Here is a 21,169-nt window from a genome sequence, read left to right on the forward strand (position 1 = left end):
GCGCGCAGCGCGCCGATGCTCATCGCGGCGCCGGCCGCCGGCGAACACGCTTTTCGCCACCGTGCCACCGCATCGAGCCCCGCCTGACACCAGCAGCGCGGGGCTTTTTCATTCGGGCCCGCCGCTACTCGTTCCCGCCGCCGCTCGCGCGTGCGCCGTCGCACTCCCGCTCGCTCCGATTCGCCCACACCGGGCGCCACCCGTCACCGGCTCGGCGGCCATCGCCCCATCCCTTCGTCACGCGTCGCACGCGACGTCTGCGCACCGGGGGAATCTTGCGTCGCACGCAAACGTCCGAAACTGGTCCCGTTGAGCGCTGCCGGCTTCGACGCGGACGAGCCGCGCGAGCCGCTGCGGCCATCGAACGAAGACCGGACGCGCGAGCTTGCCGCAGCGCTCGACGCGCTGCGCGAGACAGGGCGCGCATCAACGGATCGGCGCGCATGCAACCCGTAAACGCCAAGCTCGACGCGCGGCTGATCGCCGCCATTGAACCGCTCGCGTGCACGCCGCGGGCGAGCGCGATCGACAAGCAACCGGCGCGCGATCGGCTTCGGCTCGGCCAAACGGGATTCGCCGGTGACGAGCAGGCCGCTCGCAAGCATCATGGCGGCCCCGACAAGGCGGTTATCGCTACGCGTTCGATCACCAGCCGTCGTGAGCGGCCGGAATCGGCATGCGCGACGTGCTCGCGCGGCCGAGCGCATTCGGCGAGAACCTGTCGACGCGCGGCATCATCGCGCGCGACGCACGCATCGGCGACGTCTGCACGCTCGGCGGCGCGACGCCGCAGGTGCCGCAGTCGCGGCAGCCGCGCCGGAAGCTCAACGCACGCTTCGGGTTCCCCCAAATGTCCGCGTGCGCCCGGCAAAGCGGGCGAACGGGCTGGCGCTACCGCGTACTCGACGAAGGCTGGGGCGAGCACGACGGCGAGCTCGCGTTGCGCGAGCGGCCGCATCCGCAATGGCACGCTGTCGAGCATGCTCGACGTGCCGTACCGGCGCCCGCCCGATGCGGGCACACTCGAAGCGCTGTCGCGCATCGACGCGCTGCCGCCGTCATGACGTCAGTTGTCCGAGCGACGGCTGAATGCGGGCGCGGTCGAGGACTGAACGAGGCGGCTCGACAGCTGACGCGCCCGCTCGACGGTCGACGGTCGACCGTCGACAGACGACAGACGACAGACGACAGACAGCAAGCAACGTGAAACGGCCACGCATCAACCGTCGCGCGCCGTCGCCCCGCCGCGCTCAGGCATCCGCGCAGAACGTCGAGATCGCGTGTGCAACCCGCGCCGCCGCCTCCCGCTGCGGAAAATGGCCGACGCCGTCGAGCACGGCGCGCTCGTAGCGTCCCGCGAAGAAACGCTCGCGCGACGCGGAACTGTCCGGGTGATTGCAGGTGTCCGCGCCGCCGTGCAGCACGAGCGTCGGCACGGACAAAACGGGCGCGGGATTCAGCCGCGCTTCGTCGTCCGCATAGGCGGCATCGCCGCTCGCGAAGCCCCAGCGATGCCGGTACGAATGCAGCACGACGCCCGCCCAGTCGGGCGCATCGAACGCGATCGCCGCCTCGTTGAAATCGCCCGGCGCGTACCAGCCGGCCGGCGCCCACGTGTCCCACATCGCGCGCGCGAACGCCCGGCGGTCGTCGCGCACCGCCCGCTCCCCGCGCGGCGTCGCCATGAACCAGTGATACCAGTAGTTGCGCGCCTGCTGCAGCGACAGCGGCTGATTCGGATCGTTCGTGCCGTAGCCGACCGACAGCATCACGAGATGCGACGCGGTCCGCTCGCGCAGCCCGCATGCGTTCGCCGCGGCTCGCGCGCCCCAGTCGTGTCCGACGAGCACCGGGCGCTCGAGCCGCAGCGCGTCGACGAAATCGAGCAGATCGCGCCCGAGTGCGGCGAGCTGCCCGCTGCGCGGCGTCGCCGCGTCGCGAAAGCGGGTCGGCGCGAAGCCCCGCAGCGCGGGCGCGAGCACGCGATATCCGGCGCGGGCGAGCGCGGGCGCGACCGCTTTCCAGCATGCCGGGCTGTCCGGCCAGCCGTGCAGCAGCACGGCGGCGCGCGCGCCGCCCGGGTTCCATTCGAGATACGCGACGTCCAGCAAGGGAGTCGTCGCAAACGCATAGCCGGGCATCGTGGCCTCCGTCGATCGTCAGGTCACGCCGATCGTAGATCGATCGCTCATCACGATTCACAAAGAATCATCGTCTATTATTCGAATATCGCATTGAATGGGTTGCCCGCATGGATACGCCGTCGGATTCGCCGTCGATGTCGCTCGACATCGTGCTGCTGCGCACGTTCCTCGAAGTCGTCGAGCGTCGCGGCTTCGCGCCCGCCGCCGAGCATCTGGCGCTCACGCCGTCGGCGGTCAGCGGGCACATCAAGCGGCTCGAGCAGGCGGCGGGCGTCGTGCTGCTCGCCCGCACGACGCGTCGCCTCGAGCTCACGCCCGCGGGCGAGACGCTCTATGCGTACGCACGCAACATCGTCGCGATGGAACGCGAAGCGCGCGCGCGGCTGCGCGGCTCGGCGCTGCACGGGCGGCTGCGCGTCGGCGCGTCCGAGGATTTCGCGAGCGCGTGGCTGCCGCAGGTGCTGCACGCGTTTCGCCGCCGGCATCCGCAAGCGGCGATCGAGCTCAAAGTCGGCATCACCGCGGATCTGCTGCGCCAGCAGACGTCGGGCCGCATCGACGTCGTGTTCGGCAAGCGCTGCCGTCGCATCGACGAAGCCGGCGAACTGCTGTGGGAGGAGCCGCTCGTATGGGCGTGCGCGTCGGACGCCGCGCTCGACGCGGCCGACGCGCTGCCGCTCGCGCTCTTTCCGGAGCCTTGCGTCTACCGCGAAGCGGCGATCGCCGCACTCGGCGCCGCGCTGCGGCCGTTTCGCATCGTGTTCGAAAGCGCCAGCATGGCGGGCTGCGTGTCGGCGGCGCTCGCGGGGTTCGCCGTCACCGCCGTCGCGCGCAGTCAGCTGCGCGACGGCCTGCGCGAATGCGGACCGGGCGACGGCCTGCCCGCGCTGCCCGCCGCGCGCTTCTACGCGTTCTCGCAGCGGCCGACGCCCGCGAGCGCCGCGCTGATCGACGCGGTGCGCGAAACCGGACGCCGCCGCCGCTTCGAGCCGGCGAATTGACGCATCGGCACATCGGCGCGTCCACGTCGTTCGAGACGTCCGCCTCGGCAACGAATCGCCGATACGAAGCGCGCGAGGCGGGATAAACGATCGGCAACGTACCGATGAAAATCGACGAAGATGAAAATAAGAAAATCCCGCGAATGCGAAAACAAGTCGCGGATATACTAGGATTCGTCCATTTAAAAGCTCGTCAAATCGTCCATTCCATGCGCGAGGTCAATCGTTTCTCCGAGATGGCCGTCTTCGTTCAGGTAATCGAGTCGTGCGGATTTTCAGCGGCGGGACGACGGCTCGACATGACGCCGTCGGCGATCAGCAAGTTCATTCAACGGCTCGAGACGAGGCTCGGCGTGCGCCTCGTGAACCGCACGACGCGCAAGCTGCAACTCACGCCCGAAGGCGCCGCGTTTTACGAGCGGTGCGTGCGCATCCTCGAGGACATCGCCGACGCCGAGCGCGAAGCGACGCGCGGCGCGATTGCGCAGGGACGCCTGCGGATCAATTCGCACGTGCCGTTCGGCAAGCATCATCTGTTGCCGCTGTTGCCGGAGTTCCAGCGCCGCTATCCGGACATCACGCTCGACATCGTGCTGTCGGACACGGTGGTCGATCTGCTCGACGACCGCAGCGACATCGCGATCCGCGCGGGCGCGCTCGACGATTCGCGGCTCGTGACGCGCAAGCTCGGCGGCAGCCGGATGGTCGTCGTCGGCTCGCCCGCGTATTTCGAGCGCAACGGCGCACCCGAGACGCCCGACGATCTCGATCGCCACAACCGCATCGGCCTGAGCGGCAACGCGAAGGCATGGCCGTTCGTCGTCGCGGACGGCCAGCGCCTGCTGCCGTCCGGCGGCAGCCTGCTGCTCGGCGACGGCGAGAGCATCCGCGACGCGGCCCTCTGCGGGCTCGGGCTCGCGCGGCTCGCGCGCTCTCACGTCTGCGCGGACGTCGACGCCGGGCGCCTCGTGCCGGTGCTCGAAGCGTTCAATCCCGGCGACGAGGAAGTGATCAACGCTGTGTTCGTCGGGCCGAGCGAGCATCTGCCGAAGCGCGTGCACGCGATGCTCGACTTCCTGAAAGAGCGGATACGGATCGGACCGCGCGTCGTCGGCGATCGCGGCGATGCGCCGGCGCTCGGCGCACGCGCCGTCGTCACGCGGCTGCGCTGAGCGCGTCGCGGCAGCTGCGCTTCGTTGCGCCCCGCCGCCGCACGCCCCGCCGCGCGCGCGGCACGACGGCGTTCGGCCGCGAGACATTCGGCGACGGAAAGGATGAAGAGGCTTGCCACGCGCCGTCGGGGCGGTGAGCCGCATCGTGCGATCGTTCTTCGCGTCGCGGCGGCGGTCGTCACGTTCGTCGGCATGCGTAATGCGCGAGCGATTCTTTCGAGCGAACTTCGCTCGCTTTGCGTGATTCGCCTTGAACGAGACGGCATATTTTCAAAATCGAGCGTCATTGAATCGATCCGGCAAGACGACGACCGAGCAGATCGAATCAAATTGACCGCTTCCGCGAAAACGAAGCGCTGCCGGACGATTCCGGACGGCGGATCGGGAACATCCGAATGCGCCCCATGCCGCCGCGCGTGCGAACGCCGCGGCGGTGCATCGCCGGGCGGCCGGCTTATTTCACGGTGAACCTGTAGCCGCCCTGCGTGCGGTGGCCGTCGGTTGCGACCGCCACCCACTTCACCGTGTACGCGCCCGCTTGCAGCGGCTTGAGCGCGACCGACATGCGCTTGCGATCGGTCGCGTCGACGACCGCCTTCGCGGCCTGGGCCGGCGCGCCCGCCGCGTCGACGACGACGATCGAGCTGAACGCCGGCTCGAGCGTCTCGGTGAAGTCGATCGACACGGCCTGCGGCGTGGCGACCGCCGCGTTCGCGGGCGGATCGGTCTTTTCGGGTTTCGCGTGCGCGAACGCGACGCTCGACAGCGCGAGTGCGAACGCGGCGGCGAGGCCGCGCCGCGCGGCGGAAGTCATTGTCATGGTCATAGTTTGCCTTCGTTCGAACGAGGAATGGCGGTCGCGCGAGGCGCGGCCGCGGGGCCCCGAGCTTACCAGCCCTCGCGCCCGCTTGCGCCCGAGCGCGCCGCGCGCCGTTTGCCCGATCCGCGTCCGATGCGCTTGGTACAATGCGCGCGCCATGAATCTCGAAAGCATTCTGTTCACGCAAGGCTTCGGTTCGCGCCGCCAGTGCCGCGCGCTCGTCGAAGCGGGACGCGTCGCCGTCGCCGGCGCGGCGTGCACCGACGCGCACGCGCGGTTCGACACCGCCCGGCTCGTGTTCGAAGTCGACGGCGTCGCGTGGCCGTACCACGCGCGCGCGTACGTCGTCCTCAACAAGCCGGCGGGTTACGAATGCTCGCGCGAGCCGCAACATCATGCGAGCGTCTTCAGCCTGCTGCCGCCGCAGTTCGCCGAGCGCGGCGTCCAGTGCGTCGGCCGCCTCGACCAGGACACGACCGGCCTGCTGCTGCTGTCCGACGACGGCCAGTTCGTCCACGCGTACACGTCGCCGAAGCGCAAGGTGCCGAAGACTTATATCGCGACGGTGCGCCACCCGCTCGACGACGCACAGCTCGACGCGCTGCGCGCGGGCGTGCTGCTGCACGGCGAATCGCAGCCGCTCGCGGCGCTCGCCGCGACGGCCCGAGGAGAACGACTCCTCGAACTGACGGTCGCCGAAGGGAAATATCACCAAGTTAAACGAATGGTCGCGGCGGCGAGCAACCGCGTCGAGGCGCTGCACCGCGCGCGCATCGGCGGCTTCGCGCTGCCGGCGGATCTCGCCGAAGGCGCGTGGCGCTGGCTCGGCGAGCACGACCTGGCCGCGTTGCGCGACACAGCGAAAACCCTGTCAGGGTAAGCCCGAACGGCCGCCGTTCGGCCATCCGAGCCATGCCGCGTTGCAGCATGGCAACGTCATCAAGCCCCGCTATACTCGATACAAAACCACAATACGTTCCAGGTTTGGGGGGACATCATGACCATCAACAATCCGATCGAAATTTCGTCCGTGATCCTGGCGTTCGCCGGGCTCGGCGCGATCATCATCGGCGGGCTGCTCACCGCGATGCACCTGAAGCGCAAATATCATCCGAGTCTGATCGGTGCGCTGATCGGCGCGCTGCTGTGCTTCCTGCTGATCGAGGCGTTGCCGGCGATCACTTGATGATCGCGCGCGGCGCGGCGACCGTGCGCAGAAAGTCGTCGACGCTCGGATAGCGCAGCGCGACGCGCAATTCGCGCTTCATCCTCGCGTTCGCGAGCCGCCGCGACTCGCGCATGAACGACAGCAGCATCGGCTCGAGTTGCCGTTCGGCTTCGGCGCGCGTGATGCGAGGCGGGCTGCGCATGCCGAACGCGCGCGCGACTCGCTCGAAGTAATCCCCCATCTTCAGCTCGGTGTCGTCGCTCGCGTGGACGACCCGCGCAGGCTTGCCGCGCGCGGCGGCGCGCAACAGGATCGACGCGAGATCGTCGGCATGGATATGGTTGGTGTAGACGTCGTCGGCCTCGACGAGGGCCGGCGTGCCCTTCTCGAGCCGCGCGAGCGGCAGCCGGTTTGCCGCGTAGATGCCCGGAATCCGCACGATGCGCGCGGACAGCGCGCCGCGCGCGGTCGCGCGGCGCAGTTGGCGTTCGGCCGACACGCGCCGTCGCGCGCGCGGATTCGCAGGCCGCACGGCACGCGTTTCGTCAACCCGCGCGCCGCCGCAATCGCCGTAAACGCCGCTCGTGCTCGCGTAGACGACGACGGGACGCGACAGGGCGTCGGTTACAATACGCGCTGCCCGAAAAGGCGGCCGAGCCGATCTGGCAGCGGCCCGCCCCGCGCGCAGCCTGCCGTACGCCGGCGCGAGCTGACGCGACGGCCGCCGCGGCGACGCGAGCGCGGCGACGAGCGCCTGCGTCCTGCGATCGGCATCGCCGGTGGCCTGAGGCGGCGCGAGATGCAGCACGACGTGCGCGACGCGCGCGATCCGCTTGAGCGTCGCGCGCTCGTCCAGATCGCCGACGACGGGCACGACGCCCGCCGCCCGCAGTTCGGCGCAGCGCGAGCGCCGGCTCGTCAGCGCGACGAGGCGCAGGTTCTGGCGCCGCGCGCGCAGCTGAGCGGCGCAGCGCATGCCGACGTCGCCGCAGCCGACGATCAATACGCGCGGCCGGCGCAGGATTCGTGTCGCAATCATGGTGTATCGATTGATCCGTAGGAATGCATTGTAGCCGCCGTGCGCGCGTTGCACGGTCCCCACTTTTTGTTCTCAACGACTTATGGCTTTTAACGTAACCCTCAAGCAAAGCGGCCGGCAGTTCCAGGTCGAGGCCGACGAAACCGTGCTCGCGGCGGCGCTGCGTCAGAACGTCCATTTGCCCTACGGCTGCAAGAACGGCGCGTGCGGCTCGTGCAAGGGCACGGTCGTGCAAGGCCAGTTCGAGCAGGGGCCGCACTCCGCGTCGGCGCTGTCGAACGACGAGCGCACGCGCGGCCTCGCGCTCCTGTGCTGCTCGAAGCCGCAGAGCGACCTCGAAGTCGACGTGCGCGAGATCGCGGGCGTCGACGGCGTCCAGGTGAAGAAGCTGCCGTGCCGCGTCGCGGCGCTCGAGCGCCGCGCGGACGACGTGATCGTGCTGAAGCTGCAACTGCCCGCGAACGAGCGCCTGCTGTATCTCGCCGGCCAGTACATCGAGTTCATCCTCAAGGACGGCGCGCGCCGCAGCTACTCGATGGCGACCGCGCCGCACGAGGAAGGCCCGATCGAGCTGCACATCCGCCACATGCCGGGCGGCAAGTTCACCGATCACGTGTTCGGTGCGATGAAGGAGCGCGACATCCTGCGCTTCGAAGGCCCGCTCGGCACGTTCTTCCTGCGCGAGGATTCGGACAAGCCGATCGTGCTGCTCGCGTCCGGCACGGGCTTCGCGCCGATCAAGGCGATCATCGAGCACGCGCATCACGCGAAGCTCGAGCGCCCGATGACGCTCTACTGGGGCGCGCGCCGCAAGAAGGATCTGTATCTGCTCGACATCGCCGAGCAATGGGCGAAGGAGATCCCGAACTTCAAGTTCGTGCCGGTGCTCTCCGAGCCGGACGCGAGCGACGCGTGGACGGGCCGCACGGGCTTCGTGCACCGCGCGGTGATCGAGGATCTGCCCGATCTGTCCGGCTACCAGGTGTACGCGTGCGGCGCGCCGGTGATGGTCGAATCCGCGCAGCGCGACTTCACGCAGCACCACGGCCTGTCCGCCGACGAGTTCTACGCGGACTCGTTTACGAGCGCCGCGGACCTCGCGCACACGGTCTGAGCGCCGCGCGGCCCCCGGAGAGAACCGCCGCGACATCGAATTGTCGCGTCGCAGCGGTTTACTTGGGGCCGAGTGATGCCTTATGCTTGCGCACATGAACCGCTCCCAGTCCGCTCTCCGACGTCGCCGCTCGCCGCTCCGCACGGATGCCGCCGGCTCGTCACGGACTCGCGCGTAACCGCTTCCCCGTTACGCACAAGCTGTTCGAACCACCAAGCCACGGCGTACCGTGGCTTTTTTTATTGCCTTTTCGCCGACCGCACCCTGGAGCCTGCCGCCATGCCGCTGAACGACTACCCGATCGACTCGCTGATGTACATCACGAACCGCCCCGACATCGTGTTCACGCACGGCAAGGGTTCATGGCTCTACGACCACACCGGCAAGCGCTATCTGGATTTCATCCAGGGTTGGGCGGTCAACTGTCTCGGCCATTGCAACGACGGGCTCGTCCAGGCGCTGCAGGCCCAGGCTGAGAAGCTGCTGAACCCGTCGCCGGCGTTCTACAACGAGCCGATGGCGAAGCTCGCGGGCCTGCTCACGCAGCACAGCGTGTTCGACAAGGTGTTCTTCGCGAACAGCGGCGCCGAAGCGAACGAAGGCGCGATCAAGCTCGCGCGCAAATGGGGCCGCAAGTTCAGGAACGGCGCGTACGAGATCATCACGTTCGACCACAGCTTCCACGGGCGCACGCTCGCGACGATGTCGGCGAGCGGCAAGGCGGGCTGGGACACGATCTATGCGCCGCAGGTGCCGGGCTTCCCGAAGGCCGAGATCAACGACATCAACTCGGTCGAGAGGCTGATCAACGACAAGACCGTCGCCGTGATGCTCGAGCCGATCCAGGGCGAAGGCGGCGTGATCCCGGCGTCGCGCGAATTCATGCAGCAGCTGCGCGCGCTGACGAAGCAGCACGGCCTCCTCCTCATCGTCGACGAAGTGCAAAGCGGCTGCGGCCGCGCGGGCACGCTGTTCGCGTACGAGCTCGCCGGCGTCGAGCCGGACATCATGACGCTCGGCAAGGGCATCGGCGGCGGCGTGCCGCTCGCCGCGCTGCTGTCGAAGGCCGACGTCGCGGTGTTCGAGGCAGGCGACCAGGGCGGCACCTACAACGGCAACCCGCTGATGACCGCGGCGGGCCATGCGGTGATCTCGCAGCTCGTCGCGCCGGGCTTCCTCGAAGGCGTGCGCGCGCGCGGCGAATACCTGAAGCGCAGGCTGCTCGAGCTGTCGGAGGAGCGCGGCTTCGAAGGCGAGCGTGGCGAAGGCCTGCTGCGCGCGCTCCTGCTCGGCAAGGACATCGGCCCGCAGATCGTCGAGAAGGCGCGCGAGATGCAGCCGGACGGCCTGCTGCTGAACGCCGCGCGCCCGAACCTGCTGCGCTTCATGCCGGCCCTCGACGTGACGAACGACGAGATCGACCAGATGATGGCGATGCTGCGTTCGGTGCTCGACTCGCTCTGATCGCCATGTCGACCGGAACCGTCGCGGAGAGCGTCGCGATCCGAACGTTCGAGCGCGGCGACGCCAGCGCCGTGCTCGCCGTATGGCGCGACGCGTTTCCGTCGTACTCGGACGCGAGCACGCCGCACCGCGATCCGCAGCGCGCGATCGAGCTCAAGCTCGCGACGCAGCCCGAGCTGTTCTTCGTCGCGATCGCCGGCGAGCGCGTCGTCGGAACCGTGATGGCCGGCTACGACGGCCATCGCGGCTGGCTGTATTCGCTCGCCGTCGAGCCCGGCGCGCGGCGGCTCGGCGTCGGCCGCGCGCTGCTCGCGCATGCGGAGGCGGCGCTCGCCGCGCGCGGCTGCCCGAAAGTGAACCTGCAGGTGCTGCCGGGCAACGACGGCGCGTGCCGGTTCTACGAAGCGCTCGGTTACCGCGCGGAAGAGCGGATCTCGTTCGGCAAGCGGCTCGCGGCGGACTGACGTCGCAAGCGATGGCCGCGCGCCGCCAGCCCGCGCGGCATGCGTCGCCCGCCTTCGGCCGCCGCGCATCGCGCAGCATGGACCGTCGCTCACGCCGGTTCGCCCGCGCCCCAGTTCGCCCGCGCTGGCCAACCCCGTTCCGGCCGTTTAGAGCCGATGCGAGCCGCCGCGCATCGGCGCGCCGGCTCGTGCGCACGCCGCGCCCCCAGCCCACGCGGCGCACCGCCGCTCGTGTCTCGCTACGAAATCGGCCCCGCGCCCGGCAGCGGATTGCCGAGGCTGTCCGTCGGCACGGCCTGCTGTTCGAACGCCGCGAAGTACGCGGCCCACTGCGCGCCGCCGAGATCGACGAGGAGCGCGCCGTCCTGCCACACGTCGTTGTGATCGTTCGCGTCGTCGCCCAGCTGATGCAGGAAATGCGGGCCGGCCGACCCCTGGTTCATGTGCGTGTCGTGAATGCCGTTGCCTTCGACGTACGTGCGCCCGAACACGTACAGATCGAGGTTCTGCCGGTGCGCGGCGTCGACGAGCCGCAGCACCGACGGAATCGGCTCCGGGTGCTCGGTGCCGTCCATCACGTCGCTCATGCGCCACGCGCCCGTTTCGCTCAGGATGTCGCTGCGCACGTAGTCTAGCGCCGGCAGCGCGCTGTCGTTCGTCAGGCCGGTGTAACCTTCCGCGGCTGCGGCGAGCGTCTGCGTGACGGGATGATGAAAATCGTAGACGAGCTTGTACTTGAGCAAGTCGTCCGCGTCGTTGGTGCCGACGTTGATCGCGACGTCCCAATCGCCGCCGGGCAGCGCGAGCGTCAGATGGACGTGATACTGCGTCTCGTTCGCGCGCCCCGCCGCCTTCAGGCCCGCAACCGCTTTGATCTTCGCTTTCACGAAACCGTAATCGAGGCTCATGCGCGTCTCCGTTCGATGGTGGCACGCACATTGTGCCCGAGCTGCGTGTCGGTTTTCGATAGGCCGATCGGCGAGCGCGAAACAGCGCGCTTCGAAGTCGACGCGAAGGCGCGGCATCCGTGCCGCGTGCTTTGTCGATGGCTACGCGCGGCAGTCATCCCGTCGCGCGCAGCGCGGCCGCCGCCATGCGCACGCCGAGCCGGCGCACCGAACCATCCGGATACGAACCCAAAACCAAAAGAAAAAGCCGCCACGGCGAACCGTGACGGCTTTTCGAGCACCGCGCCGCACGCCCCGCGCGCGGCCGGCATCGGTCACGCTTACTCGCCCAGATACGCGGCGCGCACCTTCGGATCGTCGAGCATCTGCTTCGCGTCGCCTTCCATCGTCACCGTGCCCGAATCCATCACGTAGCCGCGGTCGGCCGCCTGCAGCGCGAGGCGCGCGTTCTGCTCGACGAGCAGCACCGTGATGCCTTCTTTCGAGATCGTCCGCACGACTTCGAAGATCTTCTCGACCATGATCGGCGACAGGCCCATCGACGGCTCGTCGAGCAGCAGCAGCTTCGGCTTCGACAGAATCGCGCGCGCCATCGCGAGCATCTGCTGCTCGCCGCCCGACAGCGTGCCCGCGAGCTGCGTCGCCCGCTCCTTCAGGCGCGGAAAGAAGCCGAACATCCGGTCGACGTCCTTCTTGATCCCGTCCTTGTCGTTGCGCAGGTACGCGCCCATCTGCATGTTCTCGACGATCGACATCCGCGCGAAGATCCCGCGGCCTTCCGGCACCATCGCGAGGCCGCGCTTCAGGAGCTCGTGCGGCGGCACGCCCTTGATCGAATGGCCGTCGTACTCGATGTCGCCCGCCGAGTACGGCTTGAGGCCCGTGATCGCCTTCATCGTCGTCGTCTTGCCCGCGCCGTTCGCGCCGATCAGCGTGACGAGCTCGCCCTGGCGGACTTCCATGTCAACGCCCTTGACGGCCTGGATGCCGCCGTAGTTGACCTGCAAGCCCTTGATTTTCAACATTGCCGATGCCATCAGTGCACCCCTGCGCCGAGATATGCCTCAATCACCTTCGGGTTCTTCTGCACGTCATGCGGCAGACCTTCGGCGATCACCTTGCCGTAATCGAGCACCGTCATCCGGTTGCACAGCCCCATCACGAGCTTCACGTCGTGCTCGATCAGGAGAATCGTCCGTCCGTCCGAACGGATCTTGTCGAGCAGACGCGTGAGCTCGACCTTCTCGGTCGCGTTCATCCCGGCCGCCGGCTCGTCGAGCGCGAGCAGCTTCGGATCGGTCGCGAGCGCGCGCGCGATCTCCAGCCGGCGCTGGTGGCCGTACGACAGGTTGCGCGCGGTGTAGTCGGCGTACTGCAGCACGCCGACGTAGTCGAGCAGCTCGATCGCGCGCTCCTTGATCTCGCGCTCTTCCTTGCGCTCCGCGGGCGTCTGGAACACGGCGCCGAGAAGCCCGTGCTTCGTGCGCACGTGGCGCCCGACCATCACGTTCTCGAGCGCGGTCATCCCGCCGAAGAGGCGAATGTTCTGGAACGTGCGCGCGATGCCCGCCTTCGCGACCTGGTGGACCGCGGTCGGCGTGTACGTTTCGCCGTCGAGCCGGAACTCGCCGGAATCGGGCGTGTAGAGCCCCGTGATCACGTTGAAGAACGTGGTCTTGCCCGCGCCGTTCGGGCCGATCAGGCCGTAGATCTGCCCCTCCTTGATCTCGAGGCCGACGTCGGACAGCGCCTGCAGGCCGCCGAAGCGCTTGTTCACGCCTTTGACGGACAGTCGAATTTGTTCGCTCATTACCTTTTCTCCTGTGTCGACCGGCGCTGGCGCTTCAGCGCCCGACGCCGGTCCCACGTCGTTTAGGCGCGCACCGGCTTCTTGCCGCCGCGCTTCGCCAGTTTCGCGATTCGGTCCTCATGCTTCGGCGCGGGCCACAGGCCTTCCGAGCGGTACAGCATGATGATCACCATCGCGAGGCCGTACAGCGCCTGGCGGATCACTTCGGTATCGACGATGTCGTGGCCGAACAGCATGTGCTGCAGCGGGCTCATCGTCGAGCGCAGGAATTCGGGGAACACGGCGAGCAGCACCGCGCCGAGGATCACGCCCGGAATGTGGCCCATGCCGCCCAGCACGACGCACGCGAGCACCACGACCGATTCCCAGAACGTGAACGACTCCGGCGACACGAAACCCTGGAACGCGCCGAACATCGCCCCCGACAGGCCGCCGAACGACGCGCCCATCGCGAACGCGAGCAGTTTCACGTTGCGGGTGTTGATGCCCATCGCCTTCGCGGCGATCTCGTCTTCGCGGATCGCGGCCCATGCGCGGCCGATCCGCGAATGCTGCAGGCGCGTGCAGACCCAGATCACGAGCAGCGCGCAGAGCACGAACAGGTAGTAGTACATGTAGACCGACGGCAGCGAGAAGCCGAAGATCTCGTGCGTCTGCGACAGGTTGAAGCCCGCGACCCTGACGGGATCGATGCCGGTGATCCCCTGCGGCCCGTTCGTCACGTTGACCGGGCGGTCGAGGTTGTTCATGAAGATCCGGACGATTTCGCCGAAGCCGAGCGTGACGATCGCGAGGTAGTCGCCGCGCAGGCGCAGCGTCGGCGCGCCGAGCAGGATGCCGAAGAGCGCCGCGAGCGCCATCGCGATCGGCACAATCAGGAGGAACGGCACGTGCAGGCCGCCCGGCACCAGCTGAGCGATCCAGTCGAAGTGCGACGTCAGGTGCGGCGAGCTCAGGAGCGCCGCGGTGTACGCGCCCACCGCGTAGAACGCGATGTAGCCCAAGTCCAGCAGGCCGGCGAAGCCGACCACCACGTTCAGGCCGAGCGCGAGCATCACGTACAGCATCGCGAAGTCGAGCACGCGCACCCAGTAGTTGCCGCCCGCCGCGCCGATGAGCAGCGGCGCCGCGATCACGAACGCCGCGGTCAGAATGCCGATGGTGGCTGTCTTCGCGGGATGACGCTCCTCGACGAGCGAAGCCGACGATTCGATCGGTTGAATGGATGTCATGTTGTTCTCCTTACGCGCGATCGGCGACACGTTCGCCCAACAGGCCCGACGGCCGGAACACGAGCACGATGATGAGCACGATGAACGCGAACACGTCCTGGTAATTGCTGCCGAACACCCCGCCCGTCAGATTGCCGATGTAGCCGGCGCCCAACTGCTCGATGAGGCCGAGCAGCACGCCGCCCACCATCGCGCCGCCCAGGTTGCCGATCCCGCCCAGCACCGCGGCCGTGAACGCCTTCATGCCGGGGATGAAGCCCATGTAGAAGTGCACGTTGCCGTATTCGGACGCGATCATCACGCCCGCGAGCGCCGCGAGCGCCGAGCCGATCATGAACGTCGCCGAAATCACGAAGTTCGGGTTCACGCCCATCAGGCTCGCCGTGTTCGGGTTCTCGGCGATCGCGCGCATCGCGCGGCCGAGCTTCGTCTTGTGCACGAGGAGCAGCAAACCGGCCATCACGAGGAACGCGACGATGATGATCGTGATCTCGGTCATCGAAATCACCGCGCCCGGATTGTTCTCGCCCGCCTTGATCACGTTGATCGGATCGGTCGGCAGAAGCTGCGGGAACGGCAGCGGATTGCGCGACCAGATCATCATCGCGGCCGTCTGCAGCAGGATCGACACGCCGATCGCGGTGATGAGCGGCGCGAGACGCGGCGCGCGGCGCAGCGGCCGGTACGCGACGCGCTCGATCGTGAAGCCGACGCACGCGCAGACGGCCGCGGCGATCACGAGCCCGATCGTCAGCGTGGCGGCGTGGCCCAGCTCGGGGAAGTGATTCTGCAGCACCGTGATCGCGGAAAGCGCGACCATCGCGCCCACCATCAACACGTCGCCGTGCGCGAAGTTGATGATGCCGAGAATGCCGTACACCATCGTGTAGCCCAACGCGATGATGGCGTAGACACTGCCGAGCACCAGTCCGTTGAGGATCTGCTGGACGAAAATATCCATTTAAAGCTCCTTGGCCCGTGCTGCTGGATGAGCGCTCCGCCACGCGGATAAGCGATGGAATCGCGCCATCTCAACGACACTGCGGGTACTAAATCAATACCGGTAAGGTGATGTCGGCCCGGCGCGGACGAAGCGGACTGTGCGACCGCGCGTCTTGCCGGGACGGATACAAAAACGGCACCGCACTGAAGCCTCGGTGCCGTCGCGAGTCCCGTCTGTAGTTCACGACTTGAGGACGGTGTGCTTGGCCTCCTTGAAGTCGTAGAGCGTCCATGCGCCAGCCTTCGCGCCTCCGACGCGACCGCGCACGACACCGGCCATCGCCTCGGGGGCGGGCACCGGCATCGGCTGCGGCACGTCGAAAGCTTCGCTCGGGTTGGCGCGCCTCGTGGTGTCGGCGGTCGCGCGCACTGCGCCGCTTGCGATCGGCGCACGCCGGAACGCCGGCGCCGCGCGAACGGCTGCCGTGCGTCGCGCGACCAGGTCGCCCGGCGCGCCAATGCCGACGGATGCAACGACGTCGGCGCGCGCACGCTTGATCTGAGTCGGCACCGCGACGAAATTCGCCGCAGGACGCCCGGCCCCGACGACGAGGACGTCGCTCGGGGAAGCGGCGGGAGCCGCCGCGGCCTGCGCCGCCGCTCCGCCGTCGCGTCCGTCGGCGGCCGCTGCGAAGAGCGCAACCGCAGCGTCGACGGGCCCGGCGTAAACCAACTCCAGATGCATCGAATAAGGTCTCCAGCGCCTTGCCAAAACCATGTTTCAAAGGCCACCAGGCCTGAAAACGGGCGCATTGTAACTCTATTTATAGGACGACCAATATTCCTGATTCGACAGGGTTTTCCTGCATTGCAACCTTTTTTGAGCACACGATTTCGAATGATATTGCAACTCAGTTGCACCGTATCGGTGCCGAATGGTTGCTCCCGAAGAAAATACGCCCAAAACAAAAGCGCGCCCTAAGGCGCGCTTTTTGCAATCCAACGGCAGTCGAAACCGGCGATCAGGTGGCGGGCGACAGGTTCAAGCCGCGCGGCAGCGGGAACGACACGTTCTCCTCGATGCCGTCGAGCGCCCGCACGTTGGTCACGCCGAGCTCGCGCAAGCGCGCGATCACCGCCTGCGCCAGCACCTCGGGCGCCGACGCGCCCGCCGTCACGCCGATCCGCCGCTTGCCTGCGACCCAGGCCGGATCGATCTGCTCGGGCGCGTCCACCATGTAGGCGGCGACGCCGCGCTTCTCGGCCACCTCGCGCAAGCGGCTCGAATTCGAGCTATTCGGGCTGCCGACGACGATCACGACGTCGCACTGCGGCGCCATGAACTTCACCGCATCCTGACGGTTCTGCGTCGCGTAGCAGATGTCCTGCTTCTTCGGCTCGCGAATCGCGGGGAACTTCGCCTTCAGCGCGCCGATGATCTCGGCCGCGTCGTCGACCGACAGCGTCGTCTGCGTGACGAGCGCGACGCGCTCCGGATCGGGCAGCTCGAGCTTGTGCACGTCCTCGACGCTCTCGACGAGATGCATCCCACGCTCGACCTGGCCCATCGTGCCTTCGACCTCCGGATGCCCCTTGTGGCCGATCATCACGATGTCGACGCCTTCCTGGCGCATCTTCGCGACCTCGACGTGCACTTTCGTGACGAGCGGGCACGTCGCGTCGTAGATGCGCAGCCCGCGCACGGCCGCCTCGTCGCGCACCGCCTTCGACACGCCGTGCGCGCTGAAGATCACCGTGTTGCCGGACGGCACTTCCTCGAGTTCCTCGACGAAAATCGCGCCCTTCTTCTTCAGATCCTCGACGACGTACTTGTTGTGCACGATCTCGTGGCGCACGTAGATCGGCGCGCCGTGCATCGCGATCGCGCGCTCGACGATCTCGATCGCGCGATCGACGCCCGCGCAGAAGCCGCGCGGCTGGGCGAGCAGAATCTCGGCGTCGGCCGCGGCGACCCGTCCGGACAGCGTATCGGTGGTGCTCATGATTACAGAATCCCGATGATTTTCACTTCGAACGTGAGCGCCTGGCCCGCGAGCGGATGATTGAAATCGAAGAGCGCGGACGTCTCGCCGATCTCCTTGAGCACGCCCGCGTAGCGGCCGCCGTCCGGCGCGTTGAACTCGATCAGGTCGCCCGGCGCGAAATCCTCGCCGACCATGCCGTTCTCGCGCAGCGTCGCGAGCGACACGCGCTGGATCATGTCCGGATTGCGCGGCCCGAACGCTTGTTCGGGCGCTAGCCGGAAGGTCGAATGGTGGCCCGCCTTCAGGCCGATCAGAATTTCCTCCAGCGACGGCGCAAGCTGCCCCGCGCCGAGAAGGAGCGTGGCGGGCTTGTCGGAGAAGGTGTTGACGATGTCGGCGCCGTCGGCAAGGGCGAGCCGGTAATGAAGCGTGACGTGCGAACCGGGCTTCACTTCTGCAAGGTCGATGAGGCTCATGTGGTACTCGTTCAATCGGCGCCCGAAAACGGCGGGCTGCGCGGCGCAAAGCCCATATTGTAAGTCACCTCGGCGGCCGAAGCGGAATGCGGACGCGATTCGCCTTGCGAGGACGCAGGATATTGGAGGTCGGCAGCATGCAGTACGAGATTCTCATCGCCCGCGAGGACATCGACGGCAAGCCGGCGCGCGAGCCGCCCGTCGCGCTTCCCGTCGCGCCGGCAGGCCCTCCCGCCGCGCCCGCCGCGAGCGTCCCTGCGGCGCGCCGCGGCCGCGACCTGCCGCGCGAGCGCCTGCTCGCGCGCGGGCCCGCCGCGCTGTCCGACTCGGAGCTCGTCGCGCTCCTCCTCGGCTCGGGGCTGCCCGGCCACGACGTGTTCGCGCTCGCGCGCACGCTGCTCGCGCGCTTTGGCTCGCTGCGCGCGCTGCTCGACGATTTCAAGGGCCTGCGCGGGATCGGCCCCGCACGCACCGCGATCCTCGTCGCGGTAGTCGAGCTGGCGCGCCGCGCGCTCGCCGAGAGGGCCCGCGAGCGGCCGCTCGTCGATTCGCCGGGCGCGGTCGAGGACTACCTGCGGCTCCTGATCGGCACGCGGCCGCACGAAGTGTTCGTCTGCCTTTTTCTCGACGCGCGGCATCGGCTGCTGCAATCGGAGGAAACCGCGCACGGGTCGCTCACGCGCATGGCCGTCTATCCGCGCGAAATCGTGCGGCGCGCGCTGGCGCTGAATGCGGCGGCGCTCATCGTCGCGCACAATCATCCGTCGGGCGCGGTGCGGCCGAGCGCCGCCGACAGGCGCCTGACGCGCGTGCTGCGCGACGCGCTCGCGCTCGTCGACGTGCAGCTGATCGACCACTTCGTCGTCGGCGCGAGCGACACGTTTTCGTTCGCACAGGCGGGCTGGATCTAGCGCGCCGCCGCTGGCGCGCGCCGCACGCGCCGGGCCCCCGCGCAGCCGGGGCCCGCCGACGCGCGACATCCGCCCGCGAAATTGGGTTTGATTTTCCTGAAGTTTTTCTGTTAGAATCGTCGTCTGTCTTTTTTCCAACCAGTTCTGAAGCCGCTGAAGCGGTCTCGTGGGCTTGGTCGTCAGGCCAACAACCACGGATCGGAGGCGCTTTTCCCGGCACGGCCGAAGTTCACGCGGCCATGCGAGGAAGAGAACCGTCACGGCGATCGAACCCGAATTCAGCGTATTAGGAGTGCTCTCATGGCACGCGTATGCCAAGTAACTGGGAAAGCGCCGATGAGCGGCAACAACGTTTCCCACGCCAACAACAAGACGAAGCGTCGCTTCCTGCCGAATCTGCAAAACCGCCGGTTCTGGGTGGAAAGCGAAAACCGTTGGGTGCGTCTGCGCGTCTCGAACGCCGGCCTGCGCCTGATCGACAAGAACGGCATCGATTCCGTGCTCGCTGATCTGCGCGCACGCGGCGAAGCCTAAGTCCAAGGAGCACGAACATGGCGAAAGGCGCACGCGACAAGATCAAGCTCGAGTCGACCGCTGGCACGGGTCACTTCTATACGACCACGAAGAACAAACGCAACATGCCGGAAAAGATGGAGATCATGAAGTTCGATCCCGTCGCCCGCAAGCACGTGGCGTACAAAGAAACCAAGATCAAGTAATTCTCCGGTTTCAAAGAGCCTGACGATGACGAAAAGCCCCGCGATTGCGGGGCTTTTTGCATTGGCGCGCGCACACCCGCTTCTTCGGCGCGGTATGCTCTGCCCTTTCCGCCCGCATTGCGCATGGCGGAAAAGATAAGACGAAACGCGCAAGAAACGGAGATGCAGATGAATTTCGATGTGGCGATCGTGGGCAGCGGCCTCGCCGGCTTGTCGGTCGCGCTCAATCTCGCGCAAACGCGGCGCGTCGCGCTGATCGCGAAACGCTCGTTGATGGAGGGCGCGAGCGACTACGCGCAAGGCGGCATCGCCGCGGTGCTCGATTCGGCGGACAGCGTCGAGAACCACGTGAACGACACGTTGATCGCGGGCGGCGGCTTGTGCGACGAGGCGGCCACGCGCTACATCGTCGAGCACGGCCGCGAAGCGATCGAATGGCTGATCTCGCAAGGCGTGCCGTTCACGAAGGACGACGCCGCGGAGCTCGGCTTCCATCTGACCCGCGAAGGCGGCCACAGCCATCGCCGCATCATCCACGCGGCCGACGCGACGGGCCACGCGGTGCTCGCGACGCTGTCCGAGCGCGCCCGCGCGCACCCGAACATCACGTTCTTCGAGGATCACCACGCGATCGATCTCATCACGTCCGATCGCCTCGGGCTGCCCGGCCTGCCGGGCCGGCGCTGCGTCGGCCTTTACGCGCTCGACGTGAGCACCGGACAGACGATGACGATCGAGGCGCCGCACACGGTGCTCGCGACGGGCGGCGCCGGCAAAGTCTATCTGTACACGACGAACCCCGACACCGCGACGGGCGACGGCATCGCGATGGCGTGGCGCGCGGGCGCCCGGGTCGCGAACATGGAGTTCATCCAGTTCCATCCGACGTGCCTGTTCCATCCGTACGCGAAGTCGTTCCTCATTTCCGAGGCGGTGCGCGGCGAAGGCGGCCTCCTGAAGCTGCCGGACGGCACCCGCTTCATGCCCGCGCACGATTCGCGCGAGGAACTCGCGCCGCGCGACATCGTCGCGCGCGCGATCGACTTCGAGATCAAGAAGCGCGGAATCGACTGCGTGTATCTCGACATCAGCCACCAGCCCGAAGCGTTCCTGCGCGAGCACTTCCCGACGATCTTCGCGCGTTGCCTCGAGTTCGGCATCGACATCTCGAAGGAGCCGATCCCGGTCGTGCCGGCCGCGCATTACACGTGCGGCGGCGTCGTCACGGACCTGGCCGGACGCACCGACATCGCCGGCCTGTACGCCGTCGGCGAAACGTCCTACACCGGCCTGCACGGCGCGAATCGCCTCGCGAGCAATTCGCTCCTCGAATGCCTCGTGATCGGCCGCGCGACCGCCGACGCGATCGAAAGCGCCGGCTACGATTCGGCGACGCACGGCCCGCTGCCCGCGTGGGACGAGAGTCGCGTCGCCGATGCGGACGAGGAAGTGGTCGTTGCGCACAACTGGGACGAACTGCGCCGCCTGATGTGGAACTACGTCGGCATCGTGCGCACCGACAAGCGCCTCGAGCGCGCTCAGCATCGCCTGAAGCTGTTGCGCGACGAGATCCACGAGTACTACGCGCACTTCCGCGTGAGCCGCGATCTGCTCGAGCTGCGTAATCTCGTCGACGTTGCGTCGCTGATCGTCGACAGCGCGCGGGCGCGCCACGAAAGCCGCGGGCTGCACTACAGCCGCGACTGGCCGCACGCGCTGCCCAAGGCGCTGCCGACCGTGCTCACCCCGCCGCGGCGCGTGCCGAAATAACGGCCCAACGGCCTGCCGCGCGCCACGAAG

23 protein-coding genes and 1 pseudogene are annotated in these 21,169 nt (G+C 67.8%); 13 read left to right on the top strand and 11 right to left on the bottom strand.

Annotated elements, in window-relative coordinates; translation table 11 throughout:
• Positions 1-443 precede the first annotated feature (443 nt).
• Positions 444-1,112, top strand: a pseudogene (locus tag WT60_RS15500) (MOSC domain-containing protein).
• A gap of 138 nt (positions 1,113-1,250) precedes the next feature.
• Here WT60_RS15500 and WT60_RS15505 read toward each other — a convergent pair.
• Entirely contained in the window at positions 1,251-2,141 is an 891-nt protein-coding gene (locus WT60_RS15505; RefSeq protein WP_060356712.1) for an alpha/beta hydrolase, read from the bottom strand.
• Between the two features lie 110 nt (positions 2,142-2,251).
• Between WT60_RS15505 and WT60_RS15510 the strand changes: the two genes are divergently transcribed.
• The 3 genes from WT60_RS15510 (at position 2,252) to WT60_RS33735 (ending at position 4,785) form a co-directional block, all read left to right on the top strand.
• Positions 2,252-3,145: a LysR family transcriptional regulator gene (locus WT60_RS15510; RefSeq protein WP_059669659.1), complete on the top strand. Its 894-nt coding sequence runs from the start codon at positions 2,252-2,254 to the stop codon at positions 3,143-3,145.
• A 209-nt stretch (positions 3,146-3,354) separates the two neighbouring features.
• A complete protein-coding gene (locus tag WT60_RS15515; RefSeq protein WP_059574810.1) occupies positions 3,355-4,317 on the top strand; it encodes a LysR family transcriptional regulator in 963 nt (320 codons plus the stop codon).
• A 102-nt stretch (positions 4,318-4,419) separates the two neighbouring features.
• A complete protein-coding gene (locus tag WT60_RS33735) occupies positions 4,420-4,785 on the top strand; it encodes a hypothetical protein (protein WP_145986804.1) in 366 nt (121 codons plus the stop codon).
• Here WT60_RS33735 and copC read toward each other — a convergent pair.
• The gene (gene copC, locus WT60_RS15520) at positions 4,772-5,143 is read right to left on the bottom strand and encodes a copper homeostasis periplasmic binding protein CopC (RefSeq protein ID WP_060356713.1); all 372 of its coding nucleotides are present in this window, start codon (positions 5,141-5,143) and stop codon (positions 4,772-4,774) included. The genes WT60_RS33735 and copC overlap by 14 nt on opposite strands.
• 151 nt (positions 5,144-5,294) lie before the next feature.
• On the opposite strand from copC, the gene WT60_RS15525 reads away from it, so the two are divergent.
• Together WT60_RS15525 and WT60_RS15530 are read left to right on the top strand one after the other, a co-directional pair.
• Positions 5,295-6,017, top strand: coding sequence for a 16S rRNA pseudouridine(516) synthase (locus WT60_RS15525; protein ID WP_060356714.1), 723 nt, complete (start codon positions 5,295-5,297; stop codon positions 6,015-6,017).
• Positions 6,018-6,134: 117 nt separating this feature from the next.
• On the top strand, positions 6,135-6,323 hold the full coding sequence (locus tag WT60_RS15530) for a hypothetical protein (RefSeq protein WP_038745238.1): 189 nt from the start codon (positions 6,135-6,137) through the stop codon (positions 6,321-6,323).
• Here the strand turns inward: WT60_RS15530 and WT60_RS15535 are convergent.
• Positions 6,316-7,398: an NAD-dependent epimerase/dehydratase family protein gene (locus tag WT60_RS15535; RefSeq protein ID WP_038745311.1), complete on the bottom strand. Its 1,083-nt coding sequence runs from the start codon at positions 7,396-7,398 to the stop codon at positions 6,316-6,318. The two genes, WT60_RS15530 and WT60_RS15535, sit on opposite strands and share 8 nt — an antisense overlap.
• A 28-nt stretch (positions 7,399-7,426) precedes the next feature.
• Between WT60_RS15535 and WT60_RS15540 the strand changes: the two genes are divergently transcribed.
• The 3 genes from WT60_RS15540 to WT60_RS15550 all read left to right on the top strand — a co-directional run bounded on the left by WT60_RS15540 (position 7,427) and on the right by WT60_RS15550 (position 10,386).
• Positions 7,427-8,458, top strand: coding sequence for a CDP-6-deoxy-delta-3,4-glucoseen reductase (locus WT60_RS15540; RefSeq protein ID WP_059574814.1), 1,032 nt, complete (start codon positions 7,427-7,429; stop codon positions 8,456-8,458).
• Between the two features lie 279 nt (positions 8,459-8,737).
• Complete coding sequence (locus tag WT60_RS15545; protein WP_038745242.1) at positions 8,738-9,922, top strand: acetylornithine transaminase; 1,185 nt, start codon at positions 8,738-8,740, stop codon at positions 9,920-9,922.
• Positions 9,923-9,927: 5 nt separating this feature from the next.
• Positions 9,928-10,386, top strand: a complete 459-nt coding sequence (locus tag WT60_RS15550; protein WP_059643594.1) for a GNAT family acetyltransferase — start codon at positions 9,928-9,930, stop codon at positions 10,384-10,386.
• A gap of 239 nt (positions 10,387-10,625) precedes the next feature.
• Here WT60_RS15550 and WT60_RS15555 read toward each other — a convergent pair whose 3' ends face one another.
• From WT60_RS15555 to WT60_RS15595, 8 genes are all read right to left on the bottom strand, one after another.
• Positions 10,626-11,294, bottom strand: a complete 669-nt coding sequence (locus WT60_RS15555; RefSeq protein ID WP_038745246.1) for a DUF2278 family protein — start codon at positions 11,292-11,294, stop codon at positions 10,626-10,628.
• A gap of 320 nt (positions 11,295-11,614) precedes the next feature.
• The gene (locus tag WT60_RS15565; protein WP_038745248.1) at positions 11,615-12,331 is read right to left on the bottom strand and encodes an ABC transporter ATP-binding protein; all 717 of its coding nucleotides are present in this window, start codon (positions 12,329-12,331) and stop codon (positions 11,615-11,617) included.
• Positions 12,331-13,104 (bottom strand): ABC transporter ATP-binding protein, encoded by a 774-nt coding sequence (locus WT60_RS15570; protein WP_038745250.1) that lies wholly within the window; start codon positions 13,102-13,104, stop codon positions 12,331-12,333. Before WT60_RS15570 ends, WT60_RS15565 begins: the two co-directional genes overlap by 1 nt.
• A gap of 62 nt (positions 13,105-13,166) precedes the next feature.
• Entirely contained in the window at positions 13,167-14,336 is a 1,170-nt protein-coding gene (locus WT60_RS15575) for an ABC transporter ATP-binding protein (protein WP_038745313.1), read from the bottom strand.
• Between the two features lie 10 nt (positions 14,337-14,346).
• Entirely contained in the window at positions 14,347-15,297 is a 951-nt protein-coding gene (locus tag WT60_RS15580) for a branched-chain amino acid ABC transporter permease (protein WP_038745252.1), read from the bottom strand.
• 222 nt (positions 15,298-15,519) lie between these two features.
• Positions 15,520-16,023, bottom strand: a complete 504-nt coding sequence (locus tag WT60_RS15585; RefSeq protein ID WP_059574820.1) for a hypothetical protein — start codon at positions 16,021-16,023, stop codon at positions 15,520-15,522.
• A 277-nt stretch (positions 16,024-16,300) separates the two neighbouring features.
• Positions 16,301-17,281 (bottom strand): 4-hydroxy-3-methylbut-2-enyl diphosphate reductase, encoded by a 981-nt coding sequence (gene ispH, locus WT60_RS15590; RefSeq protein WP_038745255.1) that lies wholly within the window; start codon positions 17,279-17,281, stop codon positions 16,301-16,303.
• A 2-nt stretch (positions 17,282-17,283) separates the two neighbouring features.
• Complete coding sequence (locus WT60_RS15595) at positions 17,284-17,739, bottom strand: peptidylprolyl isomerase (protein WP_038745257.1); 456 nt, start codon at positions 17,737-17,739, stop codon at positions 17,284-17,286.
• A gap of 137 nt (positions 17,740-17,876) precedes the next feature.
• Between WT60_RS15595 and radC the strand changes: the two genes are divergently transcribed.
• The 4 genes from radC to nadB all read left to right on the top strand — a co-directional run bounded on the left by radC (position 17,877) and on the right by nadB (position 21,139).
• Positions 17,877-18,650, top strand: coding sequence for a DNA repair protein RadC (gene radC / locus WT60_RS15600; RefSeq protein ID WP_060356724.1), 774 nt, complete (start codon positions 17,877-17,879; stop codon positions 18,648-18,650).
• A gap of 300 nt (positions 18,651-18,950) precedes the next feature.
• The gene (rpmB, locus tag WT60_RS15605; RefSeq protein ID WP_004186391.1) at positions 18,951-19,184 is read left to right on the top strand and encodes a 50S ribosomal protein L28; all 234 of its coding nucleotides are present in this window, start codon (positions 18,951-18,953) and stop codon (positions 19,182-19,184) included.
• 17 nt (positions 19,185-19,201) lie between these two features.
• Positions 19,202-19,369 carry a 50S ribosomal protein L33 gene (rpmG, locus tag WT60_RS15610; protein WP_004185395.1) on the top strand — a complete coding sequence of 56 codons (168 nt, stop codon included), beginning with the start codon at positions 19,202-19,204 and terminating at the stop codon, positions 19,367-19,369.
• 168 nt (positions 19,370-19,537) lie between these two features.
• Positions 19,538-21,139, top strand: coding sequence for an L-aspartate oxidase (gene nadB, locus WT60_RS15615; RefSeq protein ID WP_038745317.1), 1,602 nt, complete (start codon positions 19,538-19,540; stop codon positions 21,137-21,139).
• Positions 21,140-21,169 lie beyond the last annotated feature (30 nt).

The organism is Burkholderia sp. MSMB617WGS (assembly GCF_001532025.2).
In the GTDB taxonomy this organism is placed as follows: Bacteria; Pseudomonadota; Gammaproteobacteria; order Burkholderiales; family Burkholderiaceae; genus Burkholderia; species Burkholderia savannae.

Bases quoted from the DNA above. Each gene is read 5' to 3' on its own strand.
- WT60_RS15570 (WP_038745250.1), bottom strand. From the start codon at position 13,104: ATGAGCGAACAAATTCGACTGTCCGTCAAAGGCGTGAACAAGCGCTTC.
- radC (WP_060356724.1), top strand. From the start codon at position 17,877: ATGCAGTACGAGATTCTCATCGCCCGCGAGGACATCGACGGCAAGCCG.
- WT60_RS15595 (WP_038745257.1), bottom strand. From the start codon at position 17,739: ATGAGCCTCATCGACCTTGCAGAAGTGAAGCCCGGTTCGCACGTCACG.
- WT60_RS15510 (WP_059669659.1), top strand. From the start codon at position 2,252: ATGGATACGCCGTCGGATTCGCCGTCGATGTCGCTCGACATCGTGCTG.
- rpmG (WP_004185395.1), top strand. From the start codon at position 19,202: ATGGCGAAAGGCGCACGCGACAAGATCAAGCTCGAGTCGACCGCTGGC.
- WT60_RS15530 (WP_038745238.1), top strand. From the start codon at position 6,135: ATGACCATCAACAATCCGATCGAAATTTCGTCCGTGATCCTGGCGTTC.
- WT60_RS15575 (WP_038745313.1), bottom strand. From the start codon at position 14,336: ATGACATCCATTCAACCGATCGAATCGTCGGCTTCGCTCGTCGAGGAG.
- WT60_RS15540 (WP_059574814.1), top strand. From the start codon at position 7,427: ATGGCTTTTAACGTAACCCTCAAGCAAAGCGGCCGGCAGTTCCAGGTC.
- copC (WP_060356713.1), bottom strand. From the start codon at position 5,143: ATGACCATGACAATGACTTCCGCCGCGCGGCGCGGCCTCGCCGCCGCG.
- WT60_RS15515 (WP_059574810.1), top strand. From the start codon at position 3,355: ATGCGCGAGGTCAATCGTTTCTCCGAGATGGCCGTCTTCGTTCAGGTA.
- WT60_RS15550 (WP_059643594.1), top strand. From the start codon at position 9,928: ATGTCGACCGGAACCGTCGCGGAGAGCGTCGCGATCCGAACGTTCGAG.
- WT60_RS15555 (WP_038745246.1), bottom strand. From the start codon at position 11,294: ATGAGCCTCGATTACGGTTTCGTGAAAGCGAAGATCAAAGCGGTTGCG.
- nadB (WP_038745317.1), top strand. From the start codon at position 19,538: ATGAATTTCGATGTGGCGATCGTGGGCAGCGGCCTCGCCGGCTTGTCG.
- WT60_RS15585 (WP_059574820.1), bottom strand. From the start codon at position 16,023: ATGCATCTGGAGTTGGTTTACGCCGGGCCCGTCGACGCTGCGGTTGCG.
- WT60_RS15545 (WP_038745242.1), top strand. From the start codon at position 8,738: ATGCCGCTGAACGACTACCCGATCGACTCGCTGATGTACATCACGAAC.
- WT60_RS15525 (WP_060356714.1), top strand. From the start codon at position 5,295: ATGAATCTCGAAAGCATTCTGTTCACGCAAGGCTTCGGTTCGCGCCGC.
- WT60_RS15505 (WP_060356712.1), bottom strand. From the start codon at position 2,141: ATGCCCGGCTATGCGTTTGCGACGACTCCCTTGCTGGACGTCGCGTAT.
- WT60_RS15565 (WP_038745248.1), bottom strand. From the start codon at position 12,331: ATGGCATCGGCAATGTTGAAAATCAAGGGCTTGCAGGTCAACTACGGC.
- rpmB (WP_004186391.1), top strand. From the start codon at position 18,951: ATGGCACGCGTATGCCAAGTAACTGGGAAAGCGCCGATGAGCGGCAAC.
- ispH (WP_038745255.1), bottom strand. From the start codon at position 17,281: ATGAGCACCACCGATACGCTGTCCGGACGGGTCGCCGCGGCCGACGCC.
- WT60_RS15580 (WP_038745252.1), bottom strand. From the start codon at position 15,297: ATGGATATTTTCGTCCAGCAGATCCTCAACGGACTGGTGCTCGGCAGT.
- WT60_RS33735 (WP_145986804.1), top strand. From the start codon at position 4,420: ATGAAGAGGCTTGCCACGCGCCGTCGGGGCGGTGAGCCGCATCGTGCG.